This is a genomic window from Microbacterium luticocti DSM 19459, from assembly GCF_000422405.1.
GTDB lineage: Bacteria > Actinomycetota > Actinomycetes > Actinomycetales > Microbacteriaceae > Microbacterium > Microbacterium luticocti.
In genome coordinates this window covers 35,021-61,461 of the sequence record NZ_AULS01000005.1, presented here as the reverse complement: position 1 = coordinate 61,461, position 26,441 = coordinate 35,021, and the positions used below count along the sequence as shown (strand labels likewise).

The following is a 26,441-nucleotide window of genomic DNA, read 5'->3' as shown; positions in this document are numbered from 1 at the left end:
GTGCTGGGGTGTCAGGACGCCGGCTTCAGCTTCGTGAGGATCAGCGCCGCGGTGGGCTGAGTCGGGTCGGGCGAGATGTACGGGTCGTCCGGGCCGGGCCAGCCCACATAGTTGCGGGTGTTGTACTGACCGATGAACGGCCGGGTGCCCACGGCCATGCCGGGCACGTCCTCGACGAAGATCTTCTGCACCTTCTCGAGCGCCGCCTTGCGGGTGGCATCATCGGTCGCCGTGGCGAACTCCTGCAGTGCCGCCGTGGCCTCCTTGTTGTCGTAGCGGCCGAAGTTGTAGTTGGCCACTTCGCCCTTGGGCTTGAGGAAACGACCGTCCATGATGTCCGAGTACAGGTCGTACGGGGTCATGCCGGTGTCGGTCCAGTGCAGGATCGCCTGCAAGTCGCCCTTGGCGATGGCGTCGAGCCAGCTGTCGGCGTCGGGCGTCTGCACGCTCGCGTCGACGCCCAGGGCCTTCACCGAGTCCGAGATCAGGCTGATGCCCGTCACGTAGTCGTTCCACCCCTGCGGCACCTTCAGCTCGAAGGTCACCGTGTCGCCGTCGGGGTCGACGAGCTTGCCGTTCTTCCAGGTGTACCCGGCGTCGGTGAGCACCTTCTTGGCGCCGTCGACATCGACCGTGAGCTTCTTGCCCTGGAACTCGGGTGAGATCCAGCTGTCGCCGGCGGGGCTCGGCAGAGCCGTCACCGAGTCGAGCACGGGCACGCCACCCTCACGGGCGATCGAGGCGTGCTTCTCGCGGTCCATGACCATGTTGACGGCCTTGCGGAACGCCACGTCGTCGAACGGCTTGGTCTGCGTGTTCACGAACATCGCGTCGATGCCCAGACCCGCGGCCGCCCAGTAGACGTTGTGGTCGGGGTCCTTGTCGATGAACGCGGACTGCACGTTCGGGATGAACGCCTGCGCCCAGTCGGCGTCGCCGCTGGCGAGGGCCGTGGTCAGTGCCGTGTTGTCGTTGTACGAGACGTAGTACAGCGTCGGCACGGCGAGCTTGCCGCCCCAGTAGTCATCGCGGGCGGTGAGCTCGACGCTCTGCGTGGTGAACTTCGAGAGCACGTAGGGGCCGGTTCCCACCGGGTCCTTGTTGGTCTCGGTCGTCGGGTCGGCGACCTTCTCCCAGATGTGCTTGGGGACGATGAACTTGTGCAGGACCTTGTCCTGCTTCACGTACATCGGGTTCTCGAACGCGATGGTGACGGTGCCGTCGCCCTCCGTGACACTCTTGATCCCCAGCGCGGTCAGGTCGAGCTCGGGCTTGTCCTTCAGCAGCTGGAACGTATAGGCGATGTCGTCCGCCGTGAAGTCCTGGCCGTCGCTCCACTTCACGCCGGAGCGCGGGGTCACGGTCAGCTCGGTGTAGGTGTCGTTCCAGTCGATCTTCTCGGCGAGCCACGGGGTGATGTCGGTGTCGCTGCCCACCAGGTTGACCATCGCCAGGGGTTCGTAGATCGCGTTCGCATACCCGAGGGTCATCGCGGACGCGTTGCTGATGAACGGGTTGTTCGACTCTGTCGTGATCGCGCCGTCGGGCTTCGCGATCGTGAGCGCCGCGCCCTGCTCGGGTGACGTGTTGTCGCTCCCGCCTCCGCCGGAACAGCCGGCCAACGCGAGTGCCGCGACGATACCCGTCGCCGCAAGAGCGAGTCTGAGCCTCATTGCTTCTCCTTCGTCGTGTGGGGCGAACCGCTGCCCCGCTGTGTACTTACTTTCTCGCCAGTAAGTTAGATGGGAGGTTACTGGATAGTAAGTTGGAAGGTCAAGTCCGACTTCGGAAGGAGGCCGCATGTCCGGTTCGCATGGTCATGGGGCGCGGTCGCGCCCCGAAACCGAGCGCAAGCGCACGGAGATCCTGAAGGCCGCGATCGAGACCTTCGGAGCGAAGGGCTCGACCAACGGCACCCTCACCGACATCGCCGAGCAGGTGGGCATGACGCACGCCGGTGTGCTGCACCACTTCGGCTCGAAGCAGAATCTGCTGCTCGAGGTGCTCTCCTATCGCGACGCCAGCGACGTGGCGGATCTCGAAGAGAAGCACATTCCCGACGGCCCCGAACTGTTCCTGCACCTTGTACGCACCGCGTTCGCGAACGCACGACGGCCCGGCATCGTGCAGGTGTACACGGTCCTCTCCGCCGAATCGGTGACCGACGACCACCCCGCGCGCGAGTTCTTCGAGCAGCGGTACGTCACGCTGCGACGCGAAGTCGCCGATGCCTTCGCCGTGCTGTGCGCGCGCGCAGGTGTCGCCGAGCCGCAACGAGTGGATGCCGCGGCCGCCAGCATCCTCGCCGTCATGGACGGTCTGCAGCTGCAGTGGCTGCTCGACCCGACGGCCGTCGAACTCGGCGAAGCCAGCGAGTTCGCGATCCGCTCGATCGTCAACGGCGTGCTGCACCCGGGGCCGGAGTTGCGCAGCTACGCGCAGTGATCCTCGTCGGCTCCGCCGCAGGTCGCCGACGTGGCGTCAGTCATGGTCGGCGATCTCTGCGCCCACCTGCGGGCCCGTCCAAGGAGTGAACGCACTGATCCGAACCGCCGATGTCGGGGCTCCGCCGGTAGAATGGAGGACACCATCGAGACCCCGGGAGGCCCGCCATGTCGCTGACGACGATCACCGCGGCCGAGCGCGCCGAGCGCGAGAAGGCGGTCACCGCCGCGATCCACAGCGGCGAGATGGAAGGGCTCCCGATGACCGAGGCGACCCGGGCCGACACCGCCGACTACGTCGCGGGCGAGATCGACCTCGACCAGCTCGAGGCCCGCGTCCGATCCCGGTACGGGATTGAGTGAGGTCGTCGACCCCTACGTCGATCCGGCTACCGGCATCCTCAAGAACCTCGTCGGTGCGCGGACGCAGGCCGAACTCGACGCCATCGAAGCCGACCTCGTGCCGATCCGCGAGGTGCGGCTGCGGGCGCGTCTGCCGAAGCCAACCCGCGATCTGACCGAACTCCGAGCGATCCATCGCACCCTGTTCGAGGCAATCTACGGCTGGGCCGGGGAACTGCGCACCGTGGACATCCGCAAGAACATCGAGGGCGGCGAGTACTTCGTGCCGGTCTCACCAGTGTCATTCTGAGGAAGGTCTCGTGATGGTTTACCGCGACTTCGTCTACTTCGACTCGGACGGGTCGGTGACCACACTTGGGGACGGAGTGCTCGGATATGAGGGCACTCTGCGTAACATCGTGTTGAAAATCGGCTCCGCCCACCGCTCCTGGATGACCTTCGCGCGCGTGCCGGAGGGTATCTTCCCGGATCAAGCGGGTACGTCGTGGTCGCCAACGGTGTTCTTGCAGGCTGCGGGAACGGCTGAGGCGATGACCGTCGAGTGGCGCAAACTGGGCGACGACGGCAAGGTGCGGCTCTACACTCTCGGGCGCGGTGGTCCGCGCGACGACGAACCGACCATCCCCATCCACTTCAATGACGGGGAGGCCGTCACCTACGTCTACCCAGACGAGGTGTATGACGCCACCGAAGCCGGCGACATCTTCGTTGACTACTACCACCACGAGACCCTGACCGACCACTACGCCCTGCGCGTGCACACCGACGTGGTCTGAGCCGTGGCCATCCGTTTCACCGCAGACCGTCACGCGGACCTGATCGCCTCCATGCGCACCGCCTCGAAAGCCATAGAGGCCGAGCTCATGCCCGCTCGACACCCAGTTGCGCAGCGTCTTGGGAGCGATGCGCAGCAGGGCCGCAGCTTCGTCGGTGGTCAGCAGGAGCGGCACGGTCGCCAGGTCGGTCGGTATGGGAGTGGTCATGCACTCTCTATGCGCGGTCCGAGTCTCCCGGTGCAGCACGGGCGGTCCTGCGGCACCGCTCCAGACCACCCGCCGCCCCGCGCGAGATGCGGCGACGAGAGACACGCGTTCGGAGGCATCACATGCGAATGCGGGCAACGGGGGCCCGAAATTGCCCGGATTCCGTGACATCCAGGCCGTCCTGAGATGCAGAAAACCCCCGATAAGACGGGGGTTTCTTCGGTGGACCTGAGGGGACTCGAACCCCTGACCCCCTGCATGCCATGCAGGTGCGCTACCAGCTGCGCCACAGGCCCGGATCGGGCTCCGGATCACTCCGGAACAACCCGTTCAGATTACTACATTCCGCACCGGCCACGAAATCGAGCGGTCACGGCGCCGACGCCGGGGCGATCTCGGGGACCGGCAGCGTCGGGCAGTCCTTCCACAGCCGTTCGAGGCCGTAGAACACCCGCTCCTGCTCGTGGAAGACGTGCACCACGAGGTCACCGAAATCCAGCAGCACCCAACGCGCCTCGCGACGACCCTCGCGCCGCAGCCGCTTGTAGCCGGCCTCGAGCAGCTTCTCTTCGACCTCGTCGGCGATCGCGGCGACGTTTCGCTCACTGCGGCCCGACACCAGCAGGAACACGTCCACCAGCGGCAGCGGCTCGGACACGTCGAGCGCCACCAGGTCTTCACCGCCCTTGGCCTGCGCCGCCCGGGCCGCGACCTCGAGCATCCGCAGACCCTGCGGCGTCGCCGTCATGAGATGACCCCGGTCACCAGCGCATACACGAGCACGCCCACCAGCGCCAGTGCCAGCACCCCGGCCGTGATCGCCAGGGTCAGCATGAGCTTGCCGCCCTTCTCAGGTGTCGGCGGCTGAATGATGTCCTCGCTGGTCTTGATGGTGCTCACCGCCGCACTGGCCGCGATCGGCGTCGGTGACGAGTGCGCGGGCAGTTCACCGTCGACCAGCACCGCATCGATCTCTTTGCCGTCGGCGGTGCCGGGCACCTGACCGGTCGAACCCAACCCCTCGGGCAGGGCGAACGTGCCGGTGACCAGCACCTCGCCGGTACCGGCGATCGGTGCGACCAGCGGCGCGGCCGACGTGTGCGACACGATCAGCGCGCTCGGCGCGGTCACCGAGCCGGTCGTGTCGGTGTCACGGCCCAGCAGCTGCTCGAACGACGGCACCGGCTCAGGCTTGGCGGCCTCACCCGCCAGCAGCCCGGCACCGAACATCGGGTTCAGCACAGGCTTGTCGGCCGGCGCATCGGCGGCGACGGATGCCGCGGCCACCGCGATCGGGCGATCCTGCGCCGGCTCGGGCGCAAGCCCGGCGGCATCCTCAGCCACCCCCGGCACCGATGCGATCACCGGCTCGCCCGCGAAGGGCGCGGCCGGGGTGGGCGCGAACGGCGTCGACGCATCGTCGGACGACTCCGGCTCACTGCCGGCTCTGGTAGCGGGCTCGACCGGCTCCGAGACGACCTCGGCGTCGACGACGACCGCGTCGTTCTCGGCTGTCTCGTCCTCGATCGCTTCGCTCTCGGCCTTCTCGGCCTTCGCGGCGTCGACCGGTGTCTCGGTGCGCGCTGCGGCATCCTGCTCGACCGGAACCGAAGTGTCGGCGGCGACATCCTGCTGCGCCGACGCTGAGTCTTCGTCGGCCGGCGCTGCCTTCTCCCCCGCGGGCGCGGCCAGGTGGTCGGGGCCGATCACCGGCACGGATGCGGTGCGGATGCGCTCCTGCGCCCGGGCCTGTCGTCGCGTGAGCGGGGCGGCTCCGAGGTCGACCGCGGCATCGGGCACCGGCGCGGTGTGCACGTCGACGGGCTTCGCCGGGCGCGGCAACGGTGCGGCGGGCGCAGGCGTGGACCCGCCGGCCTCGGCCGCGGTGGGCTGCTCGGATGCGGCGTCGGGCGTCGCCGGTTCGGCGTCGTCGACGGCGGGCGACGGGGTGACGATGACCGGGGTCGCCCCGGTGTTGCGCAGCTCCCGCAGCTGCCGGCGTGTCAGCGGCGGAGTGCTCGGCTGGTCGGGTGTGCTCATGCCTTGCTCCGGTAGAGATGATGCTTCGCGATGTATTGGACGACCCCGTCGGGCACGAGGTACCACACCGGGTGGCCCGCGCGCACGCGCTTCCGACAGTCTGTCGAAGAGATCGCCAGTGCGGGGATCTCGAGCTGGGTGACGCCGTCGCTCGGGAGGCCGTCCGTGTTCAGGACATGTCCGGGCCTGGAGACCGCGACGAAGTGGGCGAGACCCCACAGTTCATCATGGTCCCTCCAACTGAGAATTTGCGCCACGGCGTCGGCCCCGGTGATGAAGAAGAACTCGGCGTCGGGCCGCTCCGCCTTCAGGTCGCGCAGTGTGTCGATCGTATAGGTCGGGCCGTCCCGGTCGATGTCGACGCGGCTCACCGTGAAGTCGGGGTTGGATGCTGTGGCGATCACCGTCATCAGATACCGGTGTTCGCTCGTGGTGACGTCGTGTTTCTGCCACGGTTGCCCGGTCGGCACGAACACCACCTCGTCCAGCCCGAACGACTGGGCGACCTCGGACGCCGCGACGAGGTGTCCATGGTGGATCGGGTCGAATGTGCCGCCCATCACCCCGACGCGGGGCGCTCGCGTCGCCGTCATGCGGTGGGCCCTAGTGGCCGTGCCCCGTCCGCTGCACGTCGGTGGCGTGCTCCTTCGCGTACGCCTCGGCCTTCGACGCGTGGCGGTTGGCCACGTTGCGGTACGACAGCGTGACCAGCGCGAGGAAGGTGAACACCACGATCGCCACGATCGGGTACCAGATCGTCTCGAGCATGATGTTGCCCGAGTGCTCGGCCTCTTCGGCGGCGAAGGCGATCAGCGGGGCGAGGGTCATCGGTACTCCGTTCACGGCAGGTGAGCGCGGCGGCTCACACGACATCGGCGGCGCGGCGCGCCTGCCCCAAGTCTAGGCCGTCACGCCCGGATCTGCCCGGCACCGCGCGCGAGCCACTTCGTGCTGGTCAGCTCGGCGAGCCCCATGGGTCCGCGGGCGTGCAGCTTCTGGGTCGAGATGCCCACCTCGGCCCCGAAGCCGAACTCACCGCCGTCGGTGAACCGCGTCGACGCGTTGGCCATCACCACGGCCGAGTCGACCTCGGCGAGAAACCGTTCGGCGTTGCGCTCGTCGGTCGTGATGATCGACTCGGTGTGGCCGGTCGAGTAGCGGCGGATGTGCTCGAGCGCCTCGTCGAGGTCGTCGACCACGCGCATCGACAGGTCGAGGCTCAGGTGTTCGGTGGCCCAGTCCTCGTCGCCGGCCGGCACCACACCGGGTGCGAGGGATGCCACCTCGGCGTCGCCGTGCACGGTCACGCCGGCGTGCGCCAGCGCGGCCACGACGGGGCCGACCAGCCGGGGCGCGGCATCCCGGTGCACGAGCACCGTCTCGACCGCATTGCACACACTGGGCCGCTGCGCCTTGGCGTTGACGACGATGTCGCGCGCCCACTCCAGCGGCGCGCTCTCGTCGAGCACGATGTGCACCACACCGGCACCGGTCTCGATGACCGGCACGGTGGATTCGGTCACCACCGTCTCGATCAGCTGCGCACTGCCGCGCGGCACGAGCACGTCGACGAGGCCCCGGGCGTGCATGAGCTCGCGAGCACCGTCGCGACCGAACTCGTCGAGGGTCTGCACCGCCTGCGGGTCGACACCCGCTCCGGCAAGGGCGTCGCGCATCACCTCGACGAGCACCGCGTTCGTCTGCAACGCCGCACTGCCGCCGCGCAGCACCACCGCGTTGCCGCTGCGCAGCGCCAGGGCGGTGATGTCGACGGTGACGTTGGGTCGCGCCTCGTAGATCACGCCGACGACACCGAACGGCACCGACACCTTCTGCAGCCGCACACCGTTGTCGAGCGTGCGCTCATCGAGCACGCGCCCGACCGGGTCGGGCAGGGCGGCGATCTCACGCACGGCCGCCGCCAGGGCCGCCACGCGTGCCTCGTCGAGCCGCAGCCGGTCTTGCAGCGCCTCGGACAGTCCGGCCTCCCTGCCGTGATGCAGGTCGCGTTCGTTGGCGGCGAGGACGGATGCCACGGACCGTTCGATCGCCGTCGCCACGGCCAGCAGCGCGTCACGTTTCGCCGCGTCGCCCAGCAATCCCAGCGTGCGGGCGGCCTGCTGCGCCTGCACCATGCGGTCGTGGGCGGTGGCGGCAGGCTGCGTCATCCGGTCAGTCTATCCGGCGGCCGTGCCGCCGGACCGGTGGCAGGGCCCCTGTGACGGTGCGCCGGGCAGGCCGGCTTCAGTCGTGCGGGCCGTGCGGTGACGACGCCAGATGCAACGCCCCGGTGAGGGTGGACTCGACCGGTGCCGGATTGGGGGCGAACCAGGTGCCGACGTGCTCGCCGGCCAGGGCGGGTGCCACCAGTTCGGCGCTGGTGACCAGGGCGCCGATACCGGATGCCGCGGCCAGACGCGCGGCCGACACCTTGGTCGCCGCTCCCCCGGTGCCGACGCTGTTGACGACCACCGAGCCGAACTCGAACGCGCCGAGGTCTTCACCGAACGCGACCTGGTCGATCGGACGCGCACCGGGCTGCTCGGGCGGGCAGGTGTACAGGCACTCGATGTCGCTGAGCAGCACGAGTGCGTCGGCGCGGACGAGCCGGGCCACCAGCGCGGCGAGCCGGTCGTTGTCGCCGAACCGGATCTCGTGGGTGGCGACGGTGTCGTTCTCGTTGACGATGGGCAGAATGCGCAGGCCGAGCAGTCGTTCCATGGCACGGCGCGCGTTGGAGCGGTGCATCCGGTTCTCCAGGTCACCGGCGGTCAGCAGCACCTGCCCGGCCACGATGCCGAACTCGCGCAACGCGGCCTGGTAACGGTAGATGAGCACGTTCTGCCCGACGGCGGCGGCGGCCTGCTGGGTGGCCAGGTCGGAGGGGCGGCTGGTCAGCTGCAGGTACGGCATGCCGGTCGCGATCGCGCCCGACGAAACGAGCACCACCTCGGTGCCACGCCCGTGCGCCCCCGCCAAGGCCGCCACCAGCGGCGGGATGGCGGCGGCGCGATCGCCGCTGACCGACGACGACCCCACCTTGACGACGACCCGACGGGCGCCCGGCAGATCCGCGCGGTCGCTCGCGGTCACCGCTCGTCCTCCGCCTCGCGCGACGCGCGCCGCTCGGCTTCGAGCTCGGCCCGGGCCGCGGCCTTGGCGTCCATCCGCTCGTGGTAGCGTTCGCGGCGCTGGGCCGTGGTACGGCGGGTGTTGGGGTCGATGCGCGGGTCGGTTCCGCGCGGCGCGGTCATCACCTCGGCCGCCGAGGTCAGCGACGGTTCCCAGTCGAACACCACGCCGTCGCCAGGTCCGATGACGACCGTCGCGCCCGGGACGGCGCCGGCCTTGTACAGCTCGTCGTCGATGCCCAGTTTGTCGAGCCGGTCGGCGAGGAAGCCCACCGCCTCGTCGTTCTGGAAGTCGGTCTGCGCCACCCAGCGCTCGGGCTTGGCGCCCAGGATGCGATACAGCGGCCCGTAGGTGCCGCCCTCGACACGCACCTCGAACTCGCGCCGCGAGCCCTGCGGGCGGATGACGATGCGCGCGGCCGCCGGCGCGGCGGCCTGTGCGGCACGGTGCGCGGCCACGATCTCACCGAGCGCGAAACTGAGCTGCCGCAGGCCCTCGTGGCTGACCGTGGAGATCTCGAACACCCGGTAACCGCGCTCTTCGAGCTCGGGGCGCACCAGGTCGGCGAGGTCCTTCGCCTCGGGCACATCGACCTTGTTCAGCGCCACCAGCTGCGGACGTTCCAGCAGCGGCACCTGCCCGTCGGGCACCTCGTAGGCGGCCAGTTCGGCACGGATGACGTCGAGGTCGGTCAACGGGTCGCGCCCGGGCTCGAGCGTGGCGCAGTCGAGCACGTGCACCAGCGCGGTGCAGCGTTCCACGTGGCGCAGGAACTCCAGCCCGAGCCCCTTGCCCTCACTGGCGCCCTCGACCAGGCCGGGCACGTCGGCGACGGTGAAGCGCACCTCACCCGCCTGCACGACGCCGAGGTTCGGGTGCAGGGTGGTGAACGGGTAATCGGCAATCTTGGGGCGTGCCGCCGAGATGGCCGCGATCAGGCTCGACTTGCCTGCGGACGGGAACCCGACCAGGGCCACGTCAGCGACCGTCTTCAGCTCGAGGACGACGTCGCCCTCCCAGCCGGGCGTGCCCAGCAGCGCGAACCCGGGCGCCTTGCGCTTGGGGGTCGCCAGCGCCGCATTGCCCAGTCCCCCGCGGCCGCCGGGGGCCACCACGAAGCGCATGCCGGGGTCGATCATGTCGGCGAGCACCTCGCCGTCGGCGGAGCGCACCACGGTGCCCACCGGCACGGGCAGCTCGAGCGACTCGCCGAGCGCACCCGAACGGTTGTCGCCCATGCCGAACCCGCCGTTGCCCGCGGAGCGGTGCGGCGAGTGGTGGTACGACAGCAGCGTGGTGGTCTGCGGGTCGGCGACCAGCACGATGTCACCGCCGTTGCCGCCGTTGCCGCCGTCGGGACCGGCGAGCGGCTTGAACTTCTCGCGCCGCACCGACACGCAGCCGTTGCCGCCCTTGCCCGCGCGCAGATGCAGCGTCACGCGGTCGACGAAGGTGACCATGGTGCTCCCGGCTCTCGTGTGGAAATGCGTCGAGGGGCGAGCCGAAGCCCGCCCCTCGTAAGTTATCGCGTGCGAACCCGGATCACTCCGCGGTCGCGACGATGTTGACGACCTTGCGGCCGCCCTTGGTGCCGAACTCGACGGCACCGGCCGACAGCGCGAACAGCGTGTCGTCGCCGCCACGGCCGACGTTCACGCCGGGGTGGAAGTGCGTGCCGCGCTGACGGACGAGGATCTCGCCGGCGTTGACGGACTGGCCGCCGAAGCGCTTCACGCCGAGGCGCTGCGCGTTCGAGTCACGACCGTTGCGGGTGGAGCTTGCGCCCTTCTTGTGTGCCATCTCTGCGTCTCTCCCTGGCCTACTTGATGCCGGTGACCTTGACGCGCGTGAGGTCCTGGCGGTGGCCCTGGCGCTTCTTGTAGCCGGTCTTGTTCTTGAACTTCTGGATCACGATCTTCGGGCCGCGCTCCTCGCCGAGCACTTCGGCGGTCACGGTCACCTTGGCGAGCTTGTCGGCGTCGCTGGTGACGGTGCTGCCGTCGACCAGCAGCACGGCGGGAAGCTCGACGGTCTCGCCGACCTTCGCCTGCTGACGGTCGAGCACGACGACCGTGCCGACCTCGACCTTCTCCTGCCGGCCGCCGGCGCGCACAACTGCGTAAACCACTTCACACCTGTTTCGTCTGGGAGCGCACGGCTCCGGTTGTCTTGCGAGACTCTGCTCTGGAAGAGTTGAAGTCTTGGTGCCCGCGGCCTCACTGGCCGGCGTCACGCGTCGGGACGGCGCCGCGACCGGTTGCACCAGGGGTCTACTTTACCGGATACCGGGCGCCCGGCAAAACACCGGCGCTGTGTCGCGCCTAGGATCGTGCCGTGGCCATCCTGATCGACGATCCTCGCTGGCCCGCGCACGGCCGGCTGTGGTCGCACCTGGTCACCGACACGTCACTTCACGAACTGCACGCGTTCGCCCGGGCCAACGGCATCCCGCCCCGCGCGTTCGACCGCGACCACTATGACGTGCCCGCCGACATGCACGCCCGCCTGGTGGCCGCCGGCGCCGAACCGGTCGACGGACACGAACTGGTGCGGCGGTTGATCGCCTCGGGGCTGCGCGTGCGCGCCCGCGACCGGCGCTGACCTTTCAGTCGCCCGCCGGGTCGGTCGACACCGGCGCCGTCGAGACGGGCGTGCCGGTGAGCGCGGCCGTGGTCACCCGCCGGCGCGAGCGCCCCTGACCGGGCGCCTTGGGCTCGGGCAGGGCGTTCAGCACCGAGTCGAGCAGCAGGTCGCGTTCGGTCTTGGGCTCGCCGGAGCGGTCCTTGTCTCTCTCTTTGCGCTCTTTGCGCTTCTTGCGCTTGGGCGCCGGCTCGGTCGCGTCGGGCGCCGGAGCGGGTGCGGCCGGCTGCTCGTCACCGGGCTCGTGGTGGATGGTGGATGCCACGATCTGCGCGAGTGCGGATTTCGCACCCTCGGTGATCACGTGGGCGCCGCCTGCCGGGGTCGCCGTGGGCACGGCGGGCCGCGACCGGCGCGAACCGCCGCCCGACGAGCGATGCTTGATGACCGGGTCGTGGTGCACGATGATGCCGCGGCCGGCGCAGACCTCGCAGGGCTCGCTGAAGGTCTCGACCAGGCCCAGACCGATCTTCTTGCGGGTCATCTGCACGAGCCCGAGCGAGGTGACCTCGGCGACCTGGTGCTTGGTGCGGTCACGGCTCAGGCACTCGACCAGCCGGCGCAGCACCAGGTCGCGGTTGGACTCGAGCACCATGTCGATGAAGTCGACCACGATGATGCCGCCGATGTCGCGCAGTCGCAGCTGACGCACGATCTCTTCGGCGGCCTCGAGGTTGTTCTTGGTGACGGTCTCTTCGAGGTTGCCGCCGGTGCCGACGAACTTGCCGGTGTTCACGTCGATGACCGTCATCGCCTCGGTGCGGTCGATGACCAACGAGCCGCCTGAGGGCAGCCACACCTTGCGGTCGAGGGCCTTCTCGATCTGCTCGGTGATGCGGAACTCGTCGAACGGGTCGCCGTCGCCCTCGTAGCGCTCGACGCGCTCGAGCAGGTCGGGGGCGACCGCCTGCAGGTAGCCCTCGATGGTGCGCTGCGCGTCCTCGCCCTGGATGAGCATCTTCGAGAAGTCCTCGTTGAACACGTCGCGCACGATCTTGACGAGCAGGTCGGGCTCGGAGTGCAGCAGCGCCGGGGCCTGCGTGGTCTCGACGACCGTGTTGATGTGCTCCCACTGGCTGGTCAGGCGCTGCACGTCGCGGGTGAGCTGCTCTTCGGTGGCGCCTTCGGCGGCGGTGCGCACGATCACACCCGACGATTCGGGCAGCACCTCTTTGAGGATGCGCTTGAGCCGCGCCCGCTCGGTGTCGGGGAGCTTGCGCGAGATGCCGTTCATGGCCCCGCCGGGCACGTACACCAGGTACCGGCCCGGCAACGAGATCTGGCTGGTGAGGCGGGCGCCCTTGTGACCCACCGGGTCCTTGGTGACCTGCACCAGCACCTTGTCGCCGGTCTTCAGCGCCAGCTCGATGCGGCGGGGCTGGTTGCCGGTCTCGACGGCGTCCCAATCCACCTCACCCGAATACAGCACTGCGTTGCGGCCCCGGCCGATGTCGACGAATGCGGCCTCCATGCTCGGCAGCACGTTCTGCACGCGGCCGAGGTAGACGTTGCCGATGAGCGAGGCATCCTGGCTGCGGGCCACATAGTGCTCGGCGAGCACCTTGTCTTCGAGCACGGCGATCTGGATGCGACCGTTCTTCGAGCGCACGATCATCTCGCGGTCGACCGATTCGCGGCGGGCGAGGAACTCGGCCTCGGTGACCACCGCGCGCCGGCGACCGGCCTCGCGCCCGTCGCGACGACGCTGCTTCTTGGCCTCGAGGCGGGTCGAGCCCTTGATGCGCTGCGGCTCGGTGATGATCTCGACGGTGCGCTCGTGCTGGTCGTCGTCGCGTCCCTCGCCGCCCCGGCGGCGGTTGCGGCGCCGCGAGCCGCCCTCGGCGGCCGGTGCGGACGCCGGCAGCGCCGGCAGCAGGGTGATCTCGGGTGCGTAGAAGTGCAACTGCGTGCTGACGGACGAGACGAATTCCTCCGGCAGCAATCCCAGGCTCACCGCGGTGGGGATCTCGGGTTCGGATGCCTCCGGCTCGGCCGCCGCGCCCTCGCCGGCCGGTTCGGCGTCCTCGCCCGTCTCCGACTCGCTCGCCGCATCCGGCTCGGCCACCACGGGTTCGGATGCCTCCGGCTCGTCGCCCTCGGTCGCCTCCGAATCGGCGCCCTCAGTCGCGGCCGAATCGGTACCCGTGGTCGCCGCCTCCGGCTCGGTCGCCTCGGCCGTCACCGCCGCGGGCAGAGCCGCCTCGGGCTCGGCCACTTCGGTCGGCTCCGGCTCGGTCGCCTCGGCCGCAGTCGGCTCGGTCGCCACGGGCTCCACCGCCGCAGGCTCCTCGACCTCCACCGCCGCAGGCTCCTCGGCCGCCGCCGCGACAGCCTCGGGCTCCACCGCCGCAGGCTCCTCGCCCGCGGGCTCCGCAACCTCCGGCACAGCATCCGCCTCGCCCGCGGCCGTGTCGGACGTGCCGGCGGCCGGGGCCGCGGCATCCGTCGTCGGCACGGCGGCCTGCTCGGCGTCGGCGCCGGTCAGCGCCAGGGGCGCCTCCGGTTCCGTCGCGCTGTCAAGGGTCTCGTTGTTCTCATCGACCGTCACCGGCGTACTCCCTGCGGGTGACACCGCGCGTCACCCGGCGAAATCTCGTGCGACGCCGTCCCGTGTGGACGGGGCCGCGAACTCACTCGGTCTGCAGCAGGCTCTCGGCACTGACTGCGCTGGGCGCCTGGCGCCCGAAGTCTTCGGCGATGCGTCTCGCAGCGCGGCCGCGAATGCACCTTCGTGTCATTATCGCACCTCCGACACGGTTTGCGCGAAGCGCCGCACACCATAGCGGGCGGTGCCATAATCCGACGCATGCCGCAGACACAGACGCACACCCGTCCGACCGGCCTCGCCGTGTGGCTCATCATCGCCGGCGTCATCGGTTGGTGGGCGGCGTTCCAACTCACCGTCGAGAAGATCTTCCTGCTCGAGCACCCGGATCAGAGCGCGTCATGCGACTTCAGCGTGCTGGTGCAGTGCGGAAAGAACATCGAGTCGTGGCAGGGCAGCGTGTTCGGATTCGCCAACCCGATCCTCGGCGTCGCCTGCTGGGTCGCACCGATCGTCGTCGGGGCGGCCATCCTGGCCGGCGCCCGGTTCGCGCGCTGGTTCTGGTGGCTGTTCTGGGCGGGCTTCGCGTTCGCGATCTCGTTCGTCGGCTGGCTGATCTACCAGTCCATCTTCCAGCTGCACACGTTGTGCCCGTGGTGCATGGTCACCTGGGCGGTGACGATCCCGTCGTTCTTCGCCGTGACGGTGCACCTGCTGCGCTCGGGGCAGGTGCCCCTGGGCACGCGTGCGCGGCACGTCGCCGAGCAGCTGATGGGCTGGGTGCCGCTCATGACGATCATCGCCTACGGCGTCGTCATCCTGCTCGCCCAGGTGCGGCTGAACGCCATCCCGAACATCTGGCAGACGATCCGCGTCACCCTCGGCTGGGCGTGACGCGCCCGGCTCAACCGAACCAGATCGCCAGTTCGCGCGCCGCGGACTCGGGGCTGTCGGAGCCGTGCACGAGGTTCTGCTGCACGGGAAGACCCCAGTCCCGACCGAGGTCGCCGCGGATCGTGCCGGGCGCGGCGGTCGTCGGGTCGGTGGTGCCGGCCAGCGAGCGGAACCCCTCGATCACCCGCTCCCCCGCCAGCCGGATCGCGACCGACGGACCCGACATCATGAACTCCAGCAGCGGCTCGTAGAACGGCTTGCCGGCGTGCTCGGCGTAGTGATCCTCCAGCCGCTGCCGGTCGGGCTCGACCAGGCGCAGGTCGACCAGGGAATACCCCTTCGCCTCGATGCGGGCCAGGATCGTCCCGGTCAGGCCGCGCGCCACTCCGTCGGGCTTGACGAGGACGAGGGTCTCTTCGGTGGCCATGTCATTCTCCATTCGCACGGTCGTGTTCTGCTTGCAGTCGCGCATTGCGCCGGTCCAGCGACGCCCCCTTGATGGTGGCATACGCCCACATGCCGCCGAAAACCAGCGCCACCAGCAGGATCGCCGGGACGAGGAAGGCCGCCAGCGCGACGACGACCTGCAGCACCCAGCCGAGCACGATCCCCCACCGGTGCCGCAGCAGGCCGCTGACGGCGATCATCAGCACGGCGACGACCGCACCGCCGACGATGCCCCACCAGTCCGGAAGGCCGGCAGGCGCGAGCGCCTTCAGCCCGAAGACGACGAGCCCGGCGAGAAAGACGATGACCGACTCGAACACCAGCACGATCTGGCCGAGCGACTCCGCCGCCCCGCGTCGCCGCCGCTGATGTGCGACCCCGCTCACGAGGCGCTCCCGGCACCGCCGGGCGAGCCGCCCCGCCGGTGGGCCCAGTCCTGCCCGGCGGCCAGGGTCACCGCCTGGCCGGCCAGCACGATCGACCCGGCGATCACGACGGCGCGACGCTCCGATTCCGCCGCCCACTCGCGTGCCGCGTCCGCGGCGGCGGTCAGATCGGTGTGCACGGTGACCGGTACACCGGATGCCTCGACCAGGTCGGCGACCGCATCCGCGTCGAGCGCGCGGTCGGACTCGGGTGCGGTGGCGAACACGTGCGCGGCGATCGGGGCGAACTCGGCGACGATCCCTGCGGCGTCCTTGTCGGCGAACACGCCGAACACGAACCCCCACTCGTCGAAGTCGAACGCCGTGCGCAGCGCCGCGACCAGCGCGTGCATACCGTGCGGGTTGTGTGCGGCATCCACCAGCACCGTCGGGGCGGTGCCCACCAACTGCAGGCGACCGGGCGAGGTCGCCTCGGCCAGCCCCTCGGCGACGATCCCCGCCGGGATCGGGTCGCTCGTCTCGCCGATCAGTGACTCCACCGCCGCGATCGCCAGGGCGGCGTTGAAGCCCTGGTGCTCGCCGTACAGCGGCAGGTACTCGTTTTCGTAGACACCGCCCAGCCCGCGCACGGTGATCTGCTGGCCTCCCACCGCCAGGCGCTGTTCGACGAGGGCGAAGTCCTGCCCCTCGAACGCGATGCTCGCCCCGTGCGCGGCCGCCGCGTCGCGCAGCACCGCATCGACCTCGGGACGCTGGGCAGCCGAGACCACGGCGGCGCCGTCCTTGATGATGCCCGATTTGACCACCGCGATCGCCTCGATCGTGTCGCCGAGCCGGTCGGCGTGGTCCATGTCGATCGGGGTGAACACCGCGACATCCCCGTCGGCGGTGTTGGTCGAGTCCCATGACCCGCCCATGCCCACCTCGAGCACGAGCACGTCGACCGGCGCGTCGGCGGCCACCACGAACGCCAGCACCGTCAGGATCTCGAAGAACGTCAGCGGCGCATCGCCGGCGGCGGTCAGCTCGGCGTCGACGATGCCGACGAACGGTTCGACCTCGTCCCAGGCGTCGGCGACCGCTGCGTCGTCGGCCGGGCTGCCGTCGATCATGATCCGCTCGGTGAACCGCTCCAGGTGCGGGCTGGTGAACAGGCCGGTGCGCAGGCCGTGCGCGCGCACCAGGCTCTCGATCATGCGAGCCGTCGAGGTCTTGCCGTTGGTACCGGTGATGTGCACGACGCGGTAGGTCCGCTGCGGGTCGTCGAGCAGCTCGAGCACCCGCCGGGTGCGCTCGACACGGGGCTGCACCCACCGCTCGCCCTGCCGGGTCAGCAGTTCGGCGTAGACCGCGTCGGCGCGTTCCCGATCGCTCGGGTGGCGTTTTTTGCTCATGCGGATGCCTCGACCTTCGTGACGGCGACCCAGAACGGCCCGGTGTTGGCGTAGGCGCCGGCGGCGAACGATGCGATCTTGTCGGGGTCGTGGTCGAACAGCACGCCCTGGCGTACCTCGCCCGCCCAGCTGTCGGGCAGTTCGGCGATGTCTTCGGCGAGCTGCACGTCGCGACCCACGACCTTCAGCGCGTGTGAGAGCGCGAGCGTCTCGCCGGCGACGTCGGCGAGTTCGAACGCGGCGGCCACCGCGTCGCCGTCGGCGGCGGCGCCGAACAGCAGCTCGAGGCGGATGCGGTCGCTGACGTCGAACCCGGCCGCCTTGCGGGTGTCCTGCACGGCACGGATGACGTCGCGGGCCAGGCCCTCGGCCTCCAACTCGGGCGTGGTCTGGGTGTCGAGCAGCACGAACCCGCCGCGCGGCAGCAGCGCGAGCGCCTCGCCGTCGGGCCGCCCGGTGGTCTCGAGCACCAGGTCGTACTCCCCGGGCTCGAGCGCCACGCCCCCGGCGGTGACGGCCCCGTCGCGCTCGGACCAGTCCCCGGCCTTCGCGGCCCGGATGACCTGCTGTACCTGCGTGCCCAGGCGGGGGCCGGCCGCGCGTGCGTTCACACTGAGCCGGTGGGTGATGCCGTACTCGGCCGCGGTCGTCTCGCCCAGCTCGACCAGGCGCACGGCCTTGACGTTGAGCTCATCGCGCAGGATGTCTTCGTATGCCGCCAGGGCCGCAGCATCCGTCGTCACGACCGTCAGCTCGGCCAGTGGCAGGCGCACCCGGCGACCCGCCTTCTTGCGCAGCGCATTGCCCACGCTCGAGATCTCGCGCACCGCGTCCATCGCGGCACGGATGGCGGCTGCCTCGCCGAACGCGCCGGCATCTGGCCAGTCGGTCAGGTGCACGCTGCGGCCGCCGGTCAGTCCCTGCCACACACGCTCGGCGACGAGCGGGATCAGCGGAGCGGCCACCCGGCACAGCGTCTCGAGCACGGTGTAGAGGGTGTCGAACGCCTCGGTGGTGCGGGGGTCGGCGGCATCCACCCCGGTCCAGAAGCGGTCGCGGGAGCGCCGGATGTACCAGTTGGTGAGCGCCTCGGCGAAGTCGCGCAGCCGCTCGGTGGCGGTCGTGGAGTCCAGACCTTCGAGGTCGGCGGCCACGTCGGTGACCAACCGCCCGGTCAGCGACAGGATGTACCGGTCGAGCACGTCCGTGGAGTCGGTGCGCCACCTCGCCTCGTACCCGCACGCGTTGGCATAGGTGGCGAAGAAGTACCACGCGTTCCACAGCGGCAGCAGGAACTCGCGCACGCCCGCGCGGATGCCTTCTTCGGTGACGACGAGGTTGCCGCCGCGCAGCACCGAGCTCGACATCAAGAACCAGCGCATCGCGTCGGAGCCGTCGCGGTCGAAGACCTCGCTGACGTCCGGGTAGTTGCGCAGCGACTTCGACATCTTCTGCCCGTCACTGCCGAGCACGATGCCGTGGCAGCTGACGCCGGTGAATGCGGGGCGGTCGAACAGCGCCGTCGACAGCACGTGCATGACGTAGAACCAGCCGCGGGTCTGCCCGATGTACTCCACGATGAAGTCGGCGGGCGCGTGCGTGTCGAACCACTCCTGGTTCTCGAACGGGTAGTGCACCTGCGCGTACGGCATCGAGCCGGAGTCGAACCACACGTCGAACACGTCCTCGATGCGCCGCATCGTGCTGCGGCCGGTGGGGTCGTCGGGGTTCGGCCGGGTGAGCTCGTCGATGTACGGGCGGTGCAGGTCGACCTCGCCGTCAGGATTCCGCGGCAGCGTGCCGAAGTCACGCTCGAGCTCGTCGAGCGAGCCGTACACGTCGATGCGCGGGTGGGCAGGGTCGTCGCTGCGCCAGACCGGGATGGGCGAGCCCCAGTACCGGTTGCGGCTCACCGACCAGTCGCGGGCGCCCTCGAGCCACTTGCCGAACTGGCCGTGCTTGACGCCGGCAGGCACCCAGGTGATCTGCTCGTTGTTCGCCAGCATGCGGTCTTTGATCTCGGTGACCCGCACGAACCAACTCGACACCGCACGGTAGATGAGCGGGTTGCGGCAGCGCCAGCAGTGCGGATACGAGTGCTCGTAGCTCTGCTCGCGCAGCAGGCGGCCGTTCGCCTGCAGCATCCGGATGAGCGGGCGGTTCGCATCCATCCACAGCTGCCCCGCGACATCCGTCACCTGCGGCAGGAAGCGGCCGCCGTCGTCGAGGCTGACGACGACCGGGATGCCGTGGGCCTCGCACACGCGCTGGTCGTCCTCACCGTAGGCCGGGGCCTGGTGGACGATGCCGGTGCCGTCGGTGGTGGTGACGTAGTCGTCGACGAGGATGCGCCAGGCGTTCTGCGTGCCGTACGCGTCGGTGTCGGCGTAGTAGTCGAACAACGGCTGGTAGCCGATCCCGGCCAGGTCCGCGCCGGTCACGGTCGTCACGACGGCGGATGCCGCGGCATCCGGGCTGTCGTATCCGAGGTCCTTGGCGTGGTTAGCGAGCAGATCGGCGGCCAGCAGGTAACGGTGGTCGCCGCCGTCGCGCGCACCGGCAGGCCCGGCGGGCACGACCACGTAGCGGATGTCACCACCGACGGCGAGCGCGAGGTTGGTGGGCAGCGTCCATGGGGTGGTGGTCCAGGCGAGGGCGCGCACGCCGTGAAGACCCAGGGCCTCGGCCTTCTCGCCGACCAGCGGGAAGGTGACGGTGACGGACGGGTCCTGGCGCATCTTGTAGACGTCGTCGTCCATGCGCAGCTCGTGGTTGGAAAGCGGGGTCTCGTCGCGCCAGCAGTACGGCAGCACCCGGTATCCCTCATAGGCGAGGCCCTTGTCGTAGAGGGTTTTGAACGCCCAGAGCACCGACTCCATGTACGAGACATCGAGGGTCTTGTAGCCGCGATCGAAGTCGACCCAACGGGCTTGGCGGGTGACGTAGTCCTGCCACTCGCGGGTGTACTCGAGCACCGAGGACCGGGCCTTCGCGTTGAAGGTCGCGATGCCCATCTGCTCGATCTGGTCCTTTTCGGTGATGCCGAGCTGTTTCATCGCCTCGAGCTCGGCGGGCAGACCGTGCGTGTCCCAGCCGAACACGCGGTCGACCTTCTTGCCGCGCATGGTCTGGAACCGGGGGAACACGTCCTTGGCGTACCCGGTGAGCAGGTGCCCGTAGTGGGGCAGCCCGTTCGCGAACGGGGGGCCATCGTAGAACACCCATTCCTCGGCGCCCTCGCGCTGCGCGATGGAGGCGCGGAAGGTGTCGTCGCGCTGCCAGAACGCGAGCGTCTCACGCTCGATGTCGGCAAAGCGGGGGCTCGGAACAGGCGCGGCGGCGGGGCCGAAGGCGGATTCGCGGGGGTAGGTCATGGGCGTCTCGCAGGTCTCGTTCCGGATCCGCCGGGACGACCCTGTGCTTCGGACACCGGACCGCGGTACCACCCCGCGTGGGCGCACGCGCCCCACTCTCACAGCGGCTGTGACGGGCCTGCCCCGCTCGGTTCTACTGGGCGCCATCCGCGGCGGGCGGCGGGCGCTGTTCTTCCGAGGGCTCCCCGGTGATGGCCGGATCGATGCCTGTGCCGACATTCTACGCGGGCCAGGGCATCCCGCGCGACGCGCCGGGCACGAACCAGGATTACTGGATCGCGTCCAACTGGGCCGGACTCGTGCCAGGATGGATGCCCGTGACCGTTCTGCCCGCAGCATCCGTCCCCACCCGCCGCGTCGCGTGGGCCTCCATGGTCGGCACCTCGCTCGAGTCCTTCGACTTCTATGTGTTCGCCTACTTTTCGGCGTACTTCATCGGGCCGCTGTTCTTCGATCCGCTCGGCCCGTTCGGGGCGACACTGGCGTCGTTCTCGACGATCGCGGTGGCGTTCGTGGTGCGGCCGCTGGGTGCGGCGCTGTTCGGGCACATGGGCGATCGCCTCGGCCGCCGCGCCACGCTGCTGTGGACGGTCGGCATCATGGGCGTGGCGACCGGCCTGATCGGCCTGCTGCCGACGTATCACCAGACCGGATGGCTCGGCGCCGTGCTGCTGGTGGTGCTGCGCGTCGTGCAGGGGCTGTCACTGGGCGGCGAGTGGGGCGGATCGATCCTGCTGGCCACCGAGCATTCCGGCCGCCTGTCGCGCGCGTTCTACGCCGCCATCCCGCAGCTGGGCTCCCCCGTCGGCTCCACGCTGTCGGCCGCGGTGTTCATCGTGATGGCCGCGATCATGCCCGCCGACCAGCTCGCGGCGTGGGGCTGGCGCATCCCGTTCCTGCTCGCGTTGCCGCTGCTGGCCGTCTCGCTGTATCTGCGCTGGTCGATCTCCGAGACGCCCGTGTTCCGTCGGGTCGTGACCGAACACCGGCGCGACCGTATGCCGGTGGCCACGATGTTCGCGCAGCGGCCCGCCGCTCTGCTCATCGCCACGGGCGCGGCGCTGCTGGGCATCGGTTCGTATTCGCTGATGAACACGTACACGGTGAACTACGGCGTCGCGCACCTCGGCTTCAGCTTCCAGGACCTGTTGGTGGCCACCACCGTGGGCGCGCTGCTGCAGTTCGTGACGATCCCGCTGTTCGGCGCGTGGGCCCGCCGGATCGGATCCGCACCGGTCGTGCTGTGGGGTGCGGTCGGCACGCTGCTGATCACGTTCCCGATGTACTGGATGCTGCAGTTCGCGACCTTCCCGATCCTGGTGGGCACGATGATCATCGGAGGCATTCTGCCGACCATGTCGTGGGCGGCGCTGGGTGGCCTGATGAACGATCTGTTCCCCGACCACTTCCGCTATTCGGCCCTGTCGTTCTCGTACGCGATCGCGGCGACGGTGAGCGGGTTCGTGCCGCTGCTGACCGTCGCTCTCGGCGAGTCCACCGGTTACGCCTGGTGGCATCCCGGAGTCATCCTGGCCGTGATGTCGGCGGTCACGCTCGTCGCCGCGTGGGCGGCATGGCGACGGATGCCGCAGCCCGGGCACGACGACGACGTCGAGGTGGAGTCGTCCTCGGCCGGTGCCGCATGAGGGTCGCCCTCCTGCGACGCGTCGCCGCCGCGGCCGTGCTGGCACTGGCGGCAACGACGATCACCCTCGCCGGTGTTGCGACCCCGGCATCCGCGTCGACGGCGTCGACGATCGTGTCGCTGGTGAACCGCGACCGAGCCGCCCAGGGGTTCCCGGCCCTGCGTGAGAGCACCGCGTTGGATGCGGTCGCCCAGCGCTGGGCGCAGCACATGGCCGACACCGCCACGATGTCGCACAACCCGAACCTGAGCGGGCAGGTGCCCACGGGGTGGCGCGCACTGGGCGAGAACGTCGCGAACGGCCAACCCACCCCGCAGGCGATGGAGGCGGCCTGGATGGCCTCGCCCGGGCACCGCGCGAACATCCTCGGCGGCTACACCGACATCGGCGTCGGCTGGGTCGTCGTCGGCGGCCACACCTGGGGCGTGCAGGTGTTCGGGACATACTCCGCCGCCCCGGCGGCGGCCAAGCCGAAACCCAAGCCGGCCCCGGCGAAGCCGAAGCCCAAGCCGGCTCCCGCGAAGCCCGCCCCCGCGAAGCCCGCACCCGCGAAGCACGCGCCGGCGACGTCACACCCGGCAGCGGCGACACCGGTGGCATCGGCGCGTCCGAGCGCGTCCGCCCGGGCATCCACCCCCGGGTCAGCCATGGCGACACCCTCACCGGCCGCGATATCGCCGGGGACGTCATCGGATCCGACGCCGCCCGCGACCGCACAGACGACGTCGCCGACCGTGCTGCCCGCCCCCGCCCTGATCGGCATCATCGCGGCGGCGCTCGCCCTGATCGCGGTCGCTCTCGCCGTCACCGCACTGGCCCGCCGCCGGCGGGCCTGAGCCCACTACCGCCCGTCGAGCCGGCAATCTTCATTCACGTTGCGTACACGCCCCACAACACCGGGGGTGCTTCTGCGTCGTGGCAAGCGCTGCGCAATCCGTACGCAGGACAATGGGAAGCTCGGGTGACGCCCCCGGGGTCTCGGGTGAGGTGAAACGTCGTCCGGTAGGATGGCCGGGCATCCCACACTCAGGCACGCTCACACAGTGCCGCCTATATCGCTCGAGGAGACCCCGATGGCCGATGCCCGCATTCCCGACAAGCCCGCACTCGAGGGTCTCGAGCAGAAGTGGGATGCCGTCTGGCGCGAGCAGGGGACGTACCTGTTCGACCGCGACGCCGCCAAGGCCGGCGGCCGCCCGGGCGTGTACTCGATCGACACTCCCCCTCCGACGGCGTCGGGCAGCCTGCACATCGGTCACGTGTTCTCGTTCACACACACCGATCTGAAGGCGCGCTTCGAGCGGATGCGCGGCAAGACCGTCTTCTACCCGATGGGCTGGGACGACAACGGCCTGCCGACCGAACGCCGCGTGCAGAACTACTACGGCGTGCGCTGCGATCCGTCGCTGCCGTACGACGCCGACTTCGAGCCGCCGTTCCACGGCGATGCCAAGAGCCTGAAGCCCGCCGACCAGGTGCCGATCAGTCGTCGCAACTTCATCGAGCTGTGCGAGACGCTCACCCTCGAAGACGAGAAGCATTTCGAGGCCCTGTTCCGTCAGCTCGGTCTGTCGGTGGACTGGACGCAGACCTACCGCACCATCTCGGACGACACCATCCGCGTCAGCCAGCTGGCATTCCTGCGCAACCTGCAGCGCGGCGAGGCCTACCAGGCCCTGGCCCCCACGCTGTGGGACATCGACTTCCGCTCGGCCATCGCCCAGGCCGAACTCGAGGACCGCGAGCAGCAGGCCGCATTCCACCGGGTGGCCTTCCACCGCACCGACGGCGCCGGTGACGTGCTCATCGAGACCACGCGGCCCGAGCTGCTGCCCGCGTGCGTGGCCCTGGTCGCCCACCCCGACGACGAACGGTACCGGCCGCTGTTCGGCACCACGGTGCGCACGCCGCTGTTCGACGTCGAGGTGCCGGTGCTCGCACACCCCCTCGCCCAGCCCGACAAGGGCTCGGGAATCGCGATGATCTGCACGTTCGGCGACGTGACCGACATCGTGTGGTGGCGCGAACTCGACCTGCCCAACCGCACCGTGCTGGGCAAGGACGGCCGGGTCATCGCAGAAGCCCCCGAGGCGATCACCGGCGAGGCCGGCCGCGCCGCATACGCACAGCTGGCCGGCAAGACCGTGTTCAGCGCCCGCAAACAGATCGTCGAGCTGCTCGAAGCATCCGGCGACCTGCACGCGGTGTCGACGCCGTTCAGCCACGCCGTGAAGTTCTACGAGAAGGGCGACCGGCCACTCGAGATCGTGTCGACCCGGCAGTGGTACCTGCGCAACGGCGCCCGCGACGAACAGCTGCGCGCCACGCTCATCGCACTCGGCCAGAGCATGTCGTGGCACCCGGACTTCATGCGCGTGCGCTACGAGAACTGGACCAACGGGCTCACCGGCGACTGGCTGGTGTCACGGCAGCGGTTCTTCGGCGTGCCGTTCCCGATCTGGTACGCGATCGACGAGAACGGCGAGATCGACCACGACCGCGTGCTCACGCCCGACCCGGCGAGCCTGCCCGTCGACCCCACCACCGACGTGCCGCCCGGCTACACCGAAGACCAGCGCGGCATGCCCGGTGGGTTCGAGGCCGAGAAAGACATCCTCGACACCTGGGCGACCTCGTCGCTGACGCCGCAGCTGGCCGGCGGATGGCAGCGCGACGACGAACTGTGGAACCTGGTCGCACCGTTCGACGTGCGCCCGCAGGGGCAGGACATCATCCGCACCTGGCTGTTCTCGACGATGGTGCGCAGTGCGCTCGAAGACGGCCGTGCGCCGTGGACGGATGCCGCGATCTCGGGCTTCATCGTCGACCCCGACCGCAAGAAGATGTCCAAGTCCAAGGGCAACGTCGTCACCCCGGCCGACATCCTCGACCAGCACGGCACCGACGCGGTGCGGTACTGGGCGGCATCCAGCCGGCTCGGCGCCGACGCCGCCTTCGATCCGCAGAACCCGACGCAGGTGAAGATCGGCCGTCGGCTGGCGATCAAGGTGCTCAACGCCGCGAAGTTCGTGCTGTCGTTCCCGGTTCCCGAGGGCGCCGAGGTGACGCATGCGCTGGATGCCTCGATGCTGACCATGCTGGACCGTGTGATCCGCGAGGCGACCACCGCCTACGAGCAGTATGACCACGCGCGGGCTCTCGAGGTCACCGAAGCGTTCTTCTGGACGTTCTGCGACGACTACCTCGAGCTGGTGAAGGAGCGCGCATACGACCGCGGCGACGTGGGTCAGGCCTCGGCGGCTCTCGCCCTGCGCCTGGCGCTCTCGACGCTGCTGCGGCTGCTCGCCCCGGTGCTCGCGTTCGCGACCGAAGAGGCGTGGTCGTGGTTCGAGCAGGGGTCGGTGCACCGGGCGAACTGGCCCGAGCCGCTGGATATCGCCGGCGACACGCAGGTGCTGTCGGCCGTGAGCGCCGCGCTGGTGGGCATCCGCCGCGCCAAGACCGAGGCCAAGGCATCCCAGAAGACGCCGGTCTCGCACGTGACGATCGCCGGCCCCGCCGACGTGGTCGCCGCGATCCGTCTGGCAGAAGGCGACCTCAAGGCTGTCGGTCGCATCGCCGAGATCACGTACGCCGAGGCGGACGAACTCACCGTGTCGGACATCGAGCTCGCGGCGCCGGAGGCCTGACATGCAGCTGGGCACACGGTGGGCCGCGGGAGCTGAACCGCCGGCACAGCTTTCGCCCGAGTTCGTCGCGCAGCTGCGCGCCGTCGAGGTCGACCTGCCGCCCGACGAACAGGGCGTCGCACGCTGGACGCTCACCTGGCTCGAGGGCCGGCCCGTGGCCGAACTCGATCTCGGCGTCATCGTGACCCTCGACCACACCGGGCAGGTCGTCGTGCGCCACGACGACGAGGACGAGTTCGGCTAGACCGCGATCGGCGGGCCGACGGTGCGGCCTGCGTTGCGCCGGAGCACCGGTGCGCTCACCGCAGGTGCAGCCGCCGGTAGGCGTCGACGGCGTGGGCCCGGCGCTGCTCGACCGGGTCGAAGCCGGTGGATGCCGCGGCCTGGCGTCGCGCCATCCGTCGCCGCACCGCGCACTCGAGCGCGCGTGCCGAGGTCAACAGCATCCGTTCCAGCGGTGTCAGGTCGGGCGTGCGGATGGCACGGGTGGTCATGGCGGTCAT

Annotated in this window: 26 protein-coding genes, 1 tRNA gene and 1 pseudogene; 10 read left to right on the top strand and 18 right to left on the bottom strand. The window is 69.9% G+C overall.

Annotated features, from left to right (window positions below):
- Positions 1-11: 11 nt before the first annotated feature.
- Positions 12-1,673 (bottom strand): ABC transporter substrate-binding protein, encoded by a 1,662-nt coding sequence (locus H577_RS0107460; protein ID WP_029145434.1) that lies wholly within the window; start codon positions 1,671-1,673, stop codon positions 12-14.
- Between the two features lie 127 nt (positions 1,674-1,800).
- Between H577_RS0107460 and H577_RS0107455 the strand changes: the two genes are divergently transcribed.
- From H577_RS0107455 to H577_RS16970, 4 genes are all read left to right on the top strand, one after another.
- Positions 1,801-2,445 (top strand): TetR/AcrR family transcriptional regulator, encoded by a 645-nt coding sequence (locus H577_RS0107455; protein ID WP_029145433.1) that lies wholly within the window; start codon positions 1,801-1,803, stop codon positions 2,443-2,445.
- A 167-nt stretch (positions 2,446-2,612) separates the two neighbouring features.
- A complete protein-coding gene (locus tag H577_RS0107450; RefSeq protein WP_036284129.1) occupies positions 2,613-2,807 on the top strand; it encodes an antitoxin VbhA family protein in 195 nt (64 codons plus the stop codon).
- Complete coding sequence (locus H577_RS15520) at positions 2,800-3,096, top strand: hypothetical protein (RefSeq protein ID WP_051191852.1); 297 nt, start codon at positions 2,800-2,802, stop codon at positions 3,094-3,096. The genes H577_RS0107450 and H577_RS15520 overlap by 8 nt, the downstream gene beginning before the upstream one ends.
- Positions 3,097-3,109: 13 nt before the next feature.
- Positions 3,110-3,583, top strand: coding sequence for a hypothetical protein (locus H577_RS16970; protein ID WP_156876582.1), 474 nt, complete (start codon positions 3,110-3,112; stop codon positions 3,581-3,583).
- Positions 3,584-3,679: 96 nt separating this feature from the next.
- Here the strand turns inward: H577_RS16970 and H577_RS18265 are convergent.
- From H577_RS18265 to rplU, 11 genes and pseudogenes are all read right to left on the bottom strand, one after another.
- Positions 3,680-3,790: pseudogene (locus H577_RS18265) on the bottom strand (helix-turn-helix domain-containing protein); the annotation flags it as partial.
- A gap of 223 nt (positions 3,791-4,013) precedes the next feature.
- Positions 4,014-4,086, bottom strand: a tRNA-Ala gene (locus H577_RS0107435).
- 74 nt (positions 4,087-4,160) lie between these two features.
- Entirely contained in the window at positions 4,161-4,538 is a 378-nt protein-coding gene (gene rsfS, locus H577_RS0107430; protein WP_029145431.1) for a ribosome silencing factor, read from the bottom strand.
- Positions 4,535-5,830 carry a hypothetical protein gene (locus tag H577_RS0107425; protein ID WP_029145430.1) on the bottom strand — a complete coding sequence of 432 codons (1,296 nt, stop codon included), beginning with the start codon at positions 5,828-5,830 and terminating at the stop codon, positions 4,535-4,537. The genes rsfS and H577_RS0107425 overlap by 4 nt, the downstream gene beginning before the upstream one ends.
- Complete coding sequence (nadD, locus tag H577_RS0107420) at positions 5,827-6,423, bottom strand: nicotinate-nucleotide adenylyltransferase (protein WP_029145429.1); 597 nt, start codon at positions 6,421-6,423, stop codon at positions 5,827-5,829. Before nadD ends, H577_RS0107425 begins: the two co-directional genes overlap by 4 nt.
- Before the next feature lie 10 nt (positions 6,424-6,433).
- Positions 6,434-6,658, bottom strand: a complete 225-nt coding sequence (locus tag H577_RS0107415; protein ID WP_029145428.1) for a hypothetical protein — start codon at positions 6,656-6,658, stop codon at positions 6,434-6,436.
- A gap of 80 nt (positions 6,659-6,738) precedes the next feature.
- The gene (locus H577_RS0107410; protein WP_029145427.1) at positions 6,739-7,998 is read right to left on the bottom strand and encodes a glutamate-5-semialdehyde dehydrogenase; all 1,260 of its coding nucleotides are present in this window, start codon (positions 7,996-7,998) and stop codon (positions 6,739-6,741) included.
- Between the two features lie 76 nt (positions 7,999-8,074).
- The gene (gene proB, locus H577_RS0107405) at positions 8,075-8,923 is read right to left on the bottom strand and encodes a glutamate 5-kinase (RefSeq protein ID WP_029145426.1); all 849 of its coding nucleotides are present in this window, start codon (positions 8,921-8,923) and stop codon (positions 8,075-8,077) included.
- Positions 8,920-10,422: a GTPase ObgE gene (gene obgE / locus H577_RS0107400; RefSeq protein ID WP_029145425.1), complete on the bottom strand. Its 1,503-nt coding sequence runs from the start codon at positions 10,420-10,422 to the stop codon at positions 8,920-8,922. The genes proB and obgE overlap by 4 nt, the downstream gene beginning before the upstream one ends.
- A gap of 82 nt (positions 10,423-10,504) precedes the next feature.
- Positions 10,505-10,762 (bottom strand): 50S ribosomal protein L27, encoded by a 258-nt coding sequence (rpmA, locus tag H577_RS0107395; protein ID WP_029145424.1) that lies wholly within the window; start codon positions 10,760-10,762, stop codon positions 10,505-10,507.
- Between the two features lie 19 nt (positions 10,763-10,781).
- A complete protein-coding gene (gene rplU / locus H577_RS0107390; protein WP_029145423.1) occupies positions 10,782-11,090 on the bottom strand; it encodes a 50S ribosomal protein L21 in 309 nt (102 codons plus the stop codon).
- 206 nt (positions 11,091-11,296) lie between these two features.
- Here rplU and H577_RS0107385 point away from each other — a divergent pair, with 206 nt between their 5' ends.
- Positions 11,297-11,563 carry a DUF4031 domain-containing protein gene (locus H577_RS0107385; RefSeq protein ID WP_029145422.1) on the top strand — a complete coding sequence of 89 codons (267 nt, stop codon included), beginning with the start codon at positions 11,297-11,299 and terminating at the stop codon, positions 11,561-11,563.
- A gap of 4 nt (positions 11,564-11,567) precedes the next feature.
- Here the strand turns inward: H577_RS0107385 and H577_RS0107380 are convergent, their stop codons facing one another.
- The gene (locus H577_RS0107380; RefSeq protein WP_029145421.1) at positions 11,568-13,877 is read right to left on the bottom strand and encodes an Rne/Rng family ribonuclease; all 2,310 of its coding nucleotides are present in this window, start codon (positions 13,875-13,877) and stop codon (positions 11,568-11,570) included.
- 531 nt (positions 13,878-14,408) lie between these two features.
- On the opposite strand from H577_RS0107380, the gene H577_RS0107375 reads away from it, so the two are divergent.
- Positions 14,409-15,041 (top strand): vitamin K epoxide reductase family protein, encoded by a 633-nt coding sequence (locus H577_RS0107375; RefSeq protein WP_029145420.1) that lies wholly within the window; start codon positions 14,409-14,411, stop codon positions 15,039-15,041.
- 10 nt (positions 15,042-15,051) lie between these two features.
- Here H577_RS0107375 and ndk read toward each other — a convergent pair whose 3' ends face one another.
- The 4 genes from ndk to ileS are packed head-to-tail and all read right to left on the bottom strand — an operon-like array spanning position 15,052 to position 20,642.
- On the bottom strand, positions 15,052-15,468 hold the full coding sequence (gene ndk, locus H577_RS0107370) for a nucleoside-diphosphate kinase (protein ID WP_029145419.1): 417 nt from the start codon (positions 15,466-15,468) through the stop codon (positions 15,052-15,054).
- 1 nt (position 15,469) lies between these two features.
- Positions 15,470-15,874 carry a DUF4233 domain-containing protein gene (locus tag H577_RS0107365; RefSeq protein WP_029145418.1) on the bottom strand — a complete coding sequence of 135 codons (405 nt, stop codon included), beginning with the start codon at positions 15,872-15,874 and terminating at the stop codon, positions 15,470-15,472.
- Positions 15,871-17,268 (bottom strand): bifunctional folylpolyglutamate synthase/dihydrofolate synthase, encoded by a 1,398-nt coding sequence (locus H577_RS0107360; RefSeq protein ID WP_029145417.1) that lies wholly within the window; start codon positions 17,266-17,268, stop codon positions 15,871-15,873. Before H577_RS0107360 ends, H577_RS0107365 begins: the two co-directional genes overlap by 4 nt.
- Complete coding sequence (gene ileS, locus H577_RS0107355) at positions 17,265-20,642, bottom strand: isoleucine--tRNA ligase (RefSeq protein ID WP_029145416.1); 3,378 nt, start codon at positions 20,640-20,642, stop codon at positions 17,265-17,267. Before ileS ends, H577_RS0107360 begins: the two co-directional genes overlap by 4 nt.
- A 203-nt stretch (positions 20,643-20,845) precedes the next feature.
- Between ileS and H577_RS0107350 the strand changes: the two genes are divergently transcribed.
- The 4 genes from H577_RS0107350 to H577_RS0107335 all read left to right on the top strand — a co-directional run bounded on the left by H577_RS0107350 (position 20,846) and on the right by H577_RS0107335 (position 26,182).
- Positions 20,846-22,288: an MFS transporter gene (locus H577_RS0107350; protein ID WP_245570358.1), complete on the top strand. Its 1,443-nt coding sequence runs from the start codon at positions 20,846-20,848 to the stop codon at positions 22,286-22,288.
- Positions 22,285-23,124: a CAP domain-containing protein gene (locus H577_RS16965; protein WP_051191850.1), complete on the top strand. Its 840-nt coding sequence runs from the start codon at positions 22,285-22,287 to the stop codon at positions 23,122-23,124. Before H577_RS0107350 ends, H577_RS16965 begins: the two co-directional genes overlap by 4 nt.
- Before the next feature lie 237 nt (positions 23,125-23,361).
- Positions 23,362-25,938 carry a valine--tRNA ligase gene (gene valS, locus H577_RS0107340; RefSeq protein ID WP_029145414.1) on the top strand — a complete coding sequence of 859 codons (2,577 nt, stop codon included), beginning with the start codon at positions 23,362-23,364 and terminating at the stop codon, positions 25,936-25,938.
- A 1-nt stretch (position 25,939) separates the two neighbouring features.
- On the top strand, positions 25,940-26,182 hold the full coding sequence (locus tag H577_RS0107335) for a hypothetical protein (RefSeq protein WP_029145413.1): 243 nt from the start codon (positions 25,940-25,942) through the stop codon (positions 26,180-26,182).
- 55 nt (positions 26,183-26,237) lie between these two features.
- On the opposite strand, the gene H577_RS0107330 is transcribed toward H577_RS0107335, so the two are convergent.
- Positions 26,238-26,441: a hypothetical protein gene (locus H577_RS0107330; RefSeq protein WP_029145412.1), complete on the bottom strand. Its 204-nt coding sequence runs from the start codon at positions 26,439-26,441 to the stop codon at positions 26,238-26,240.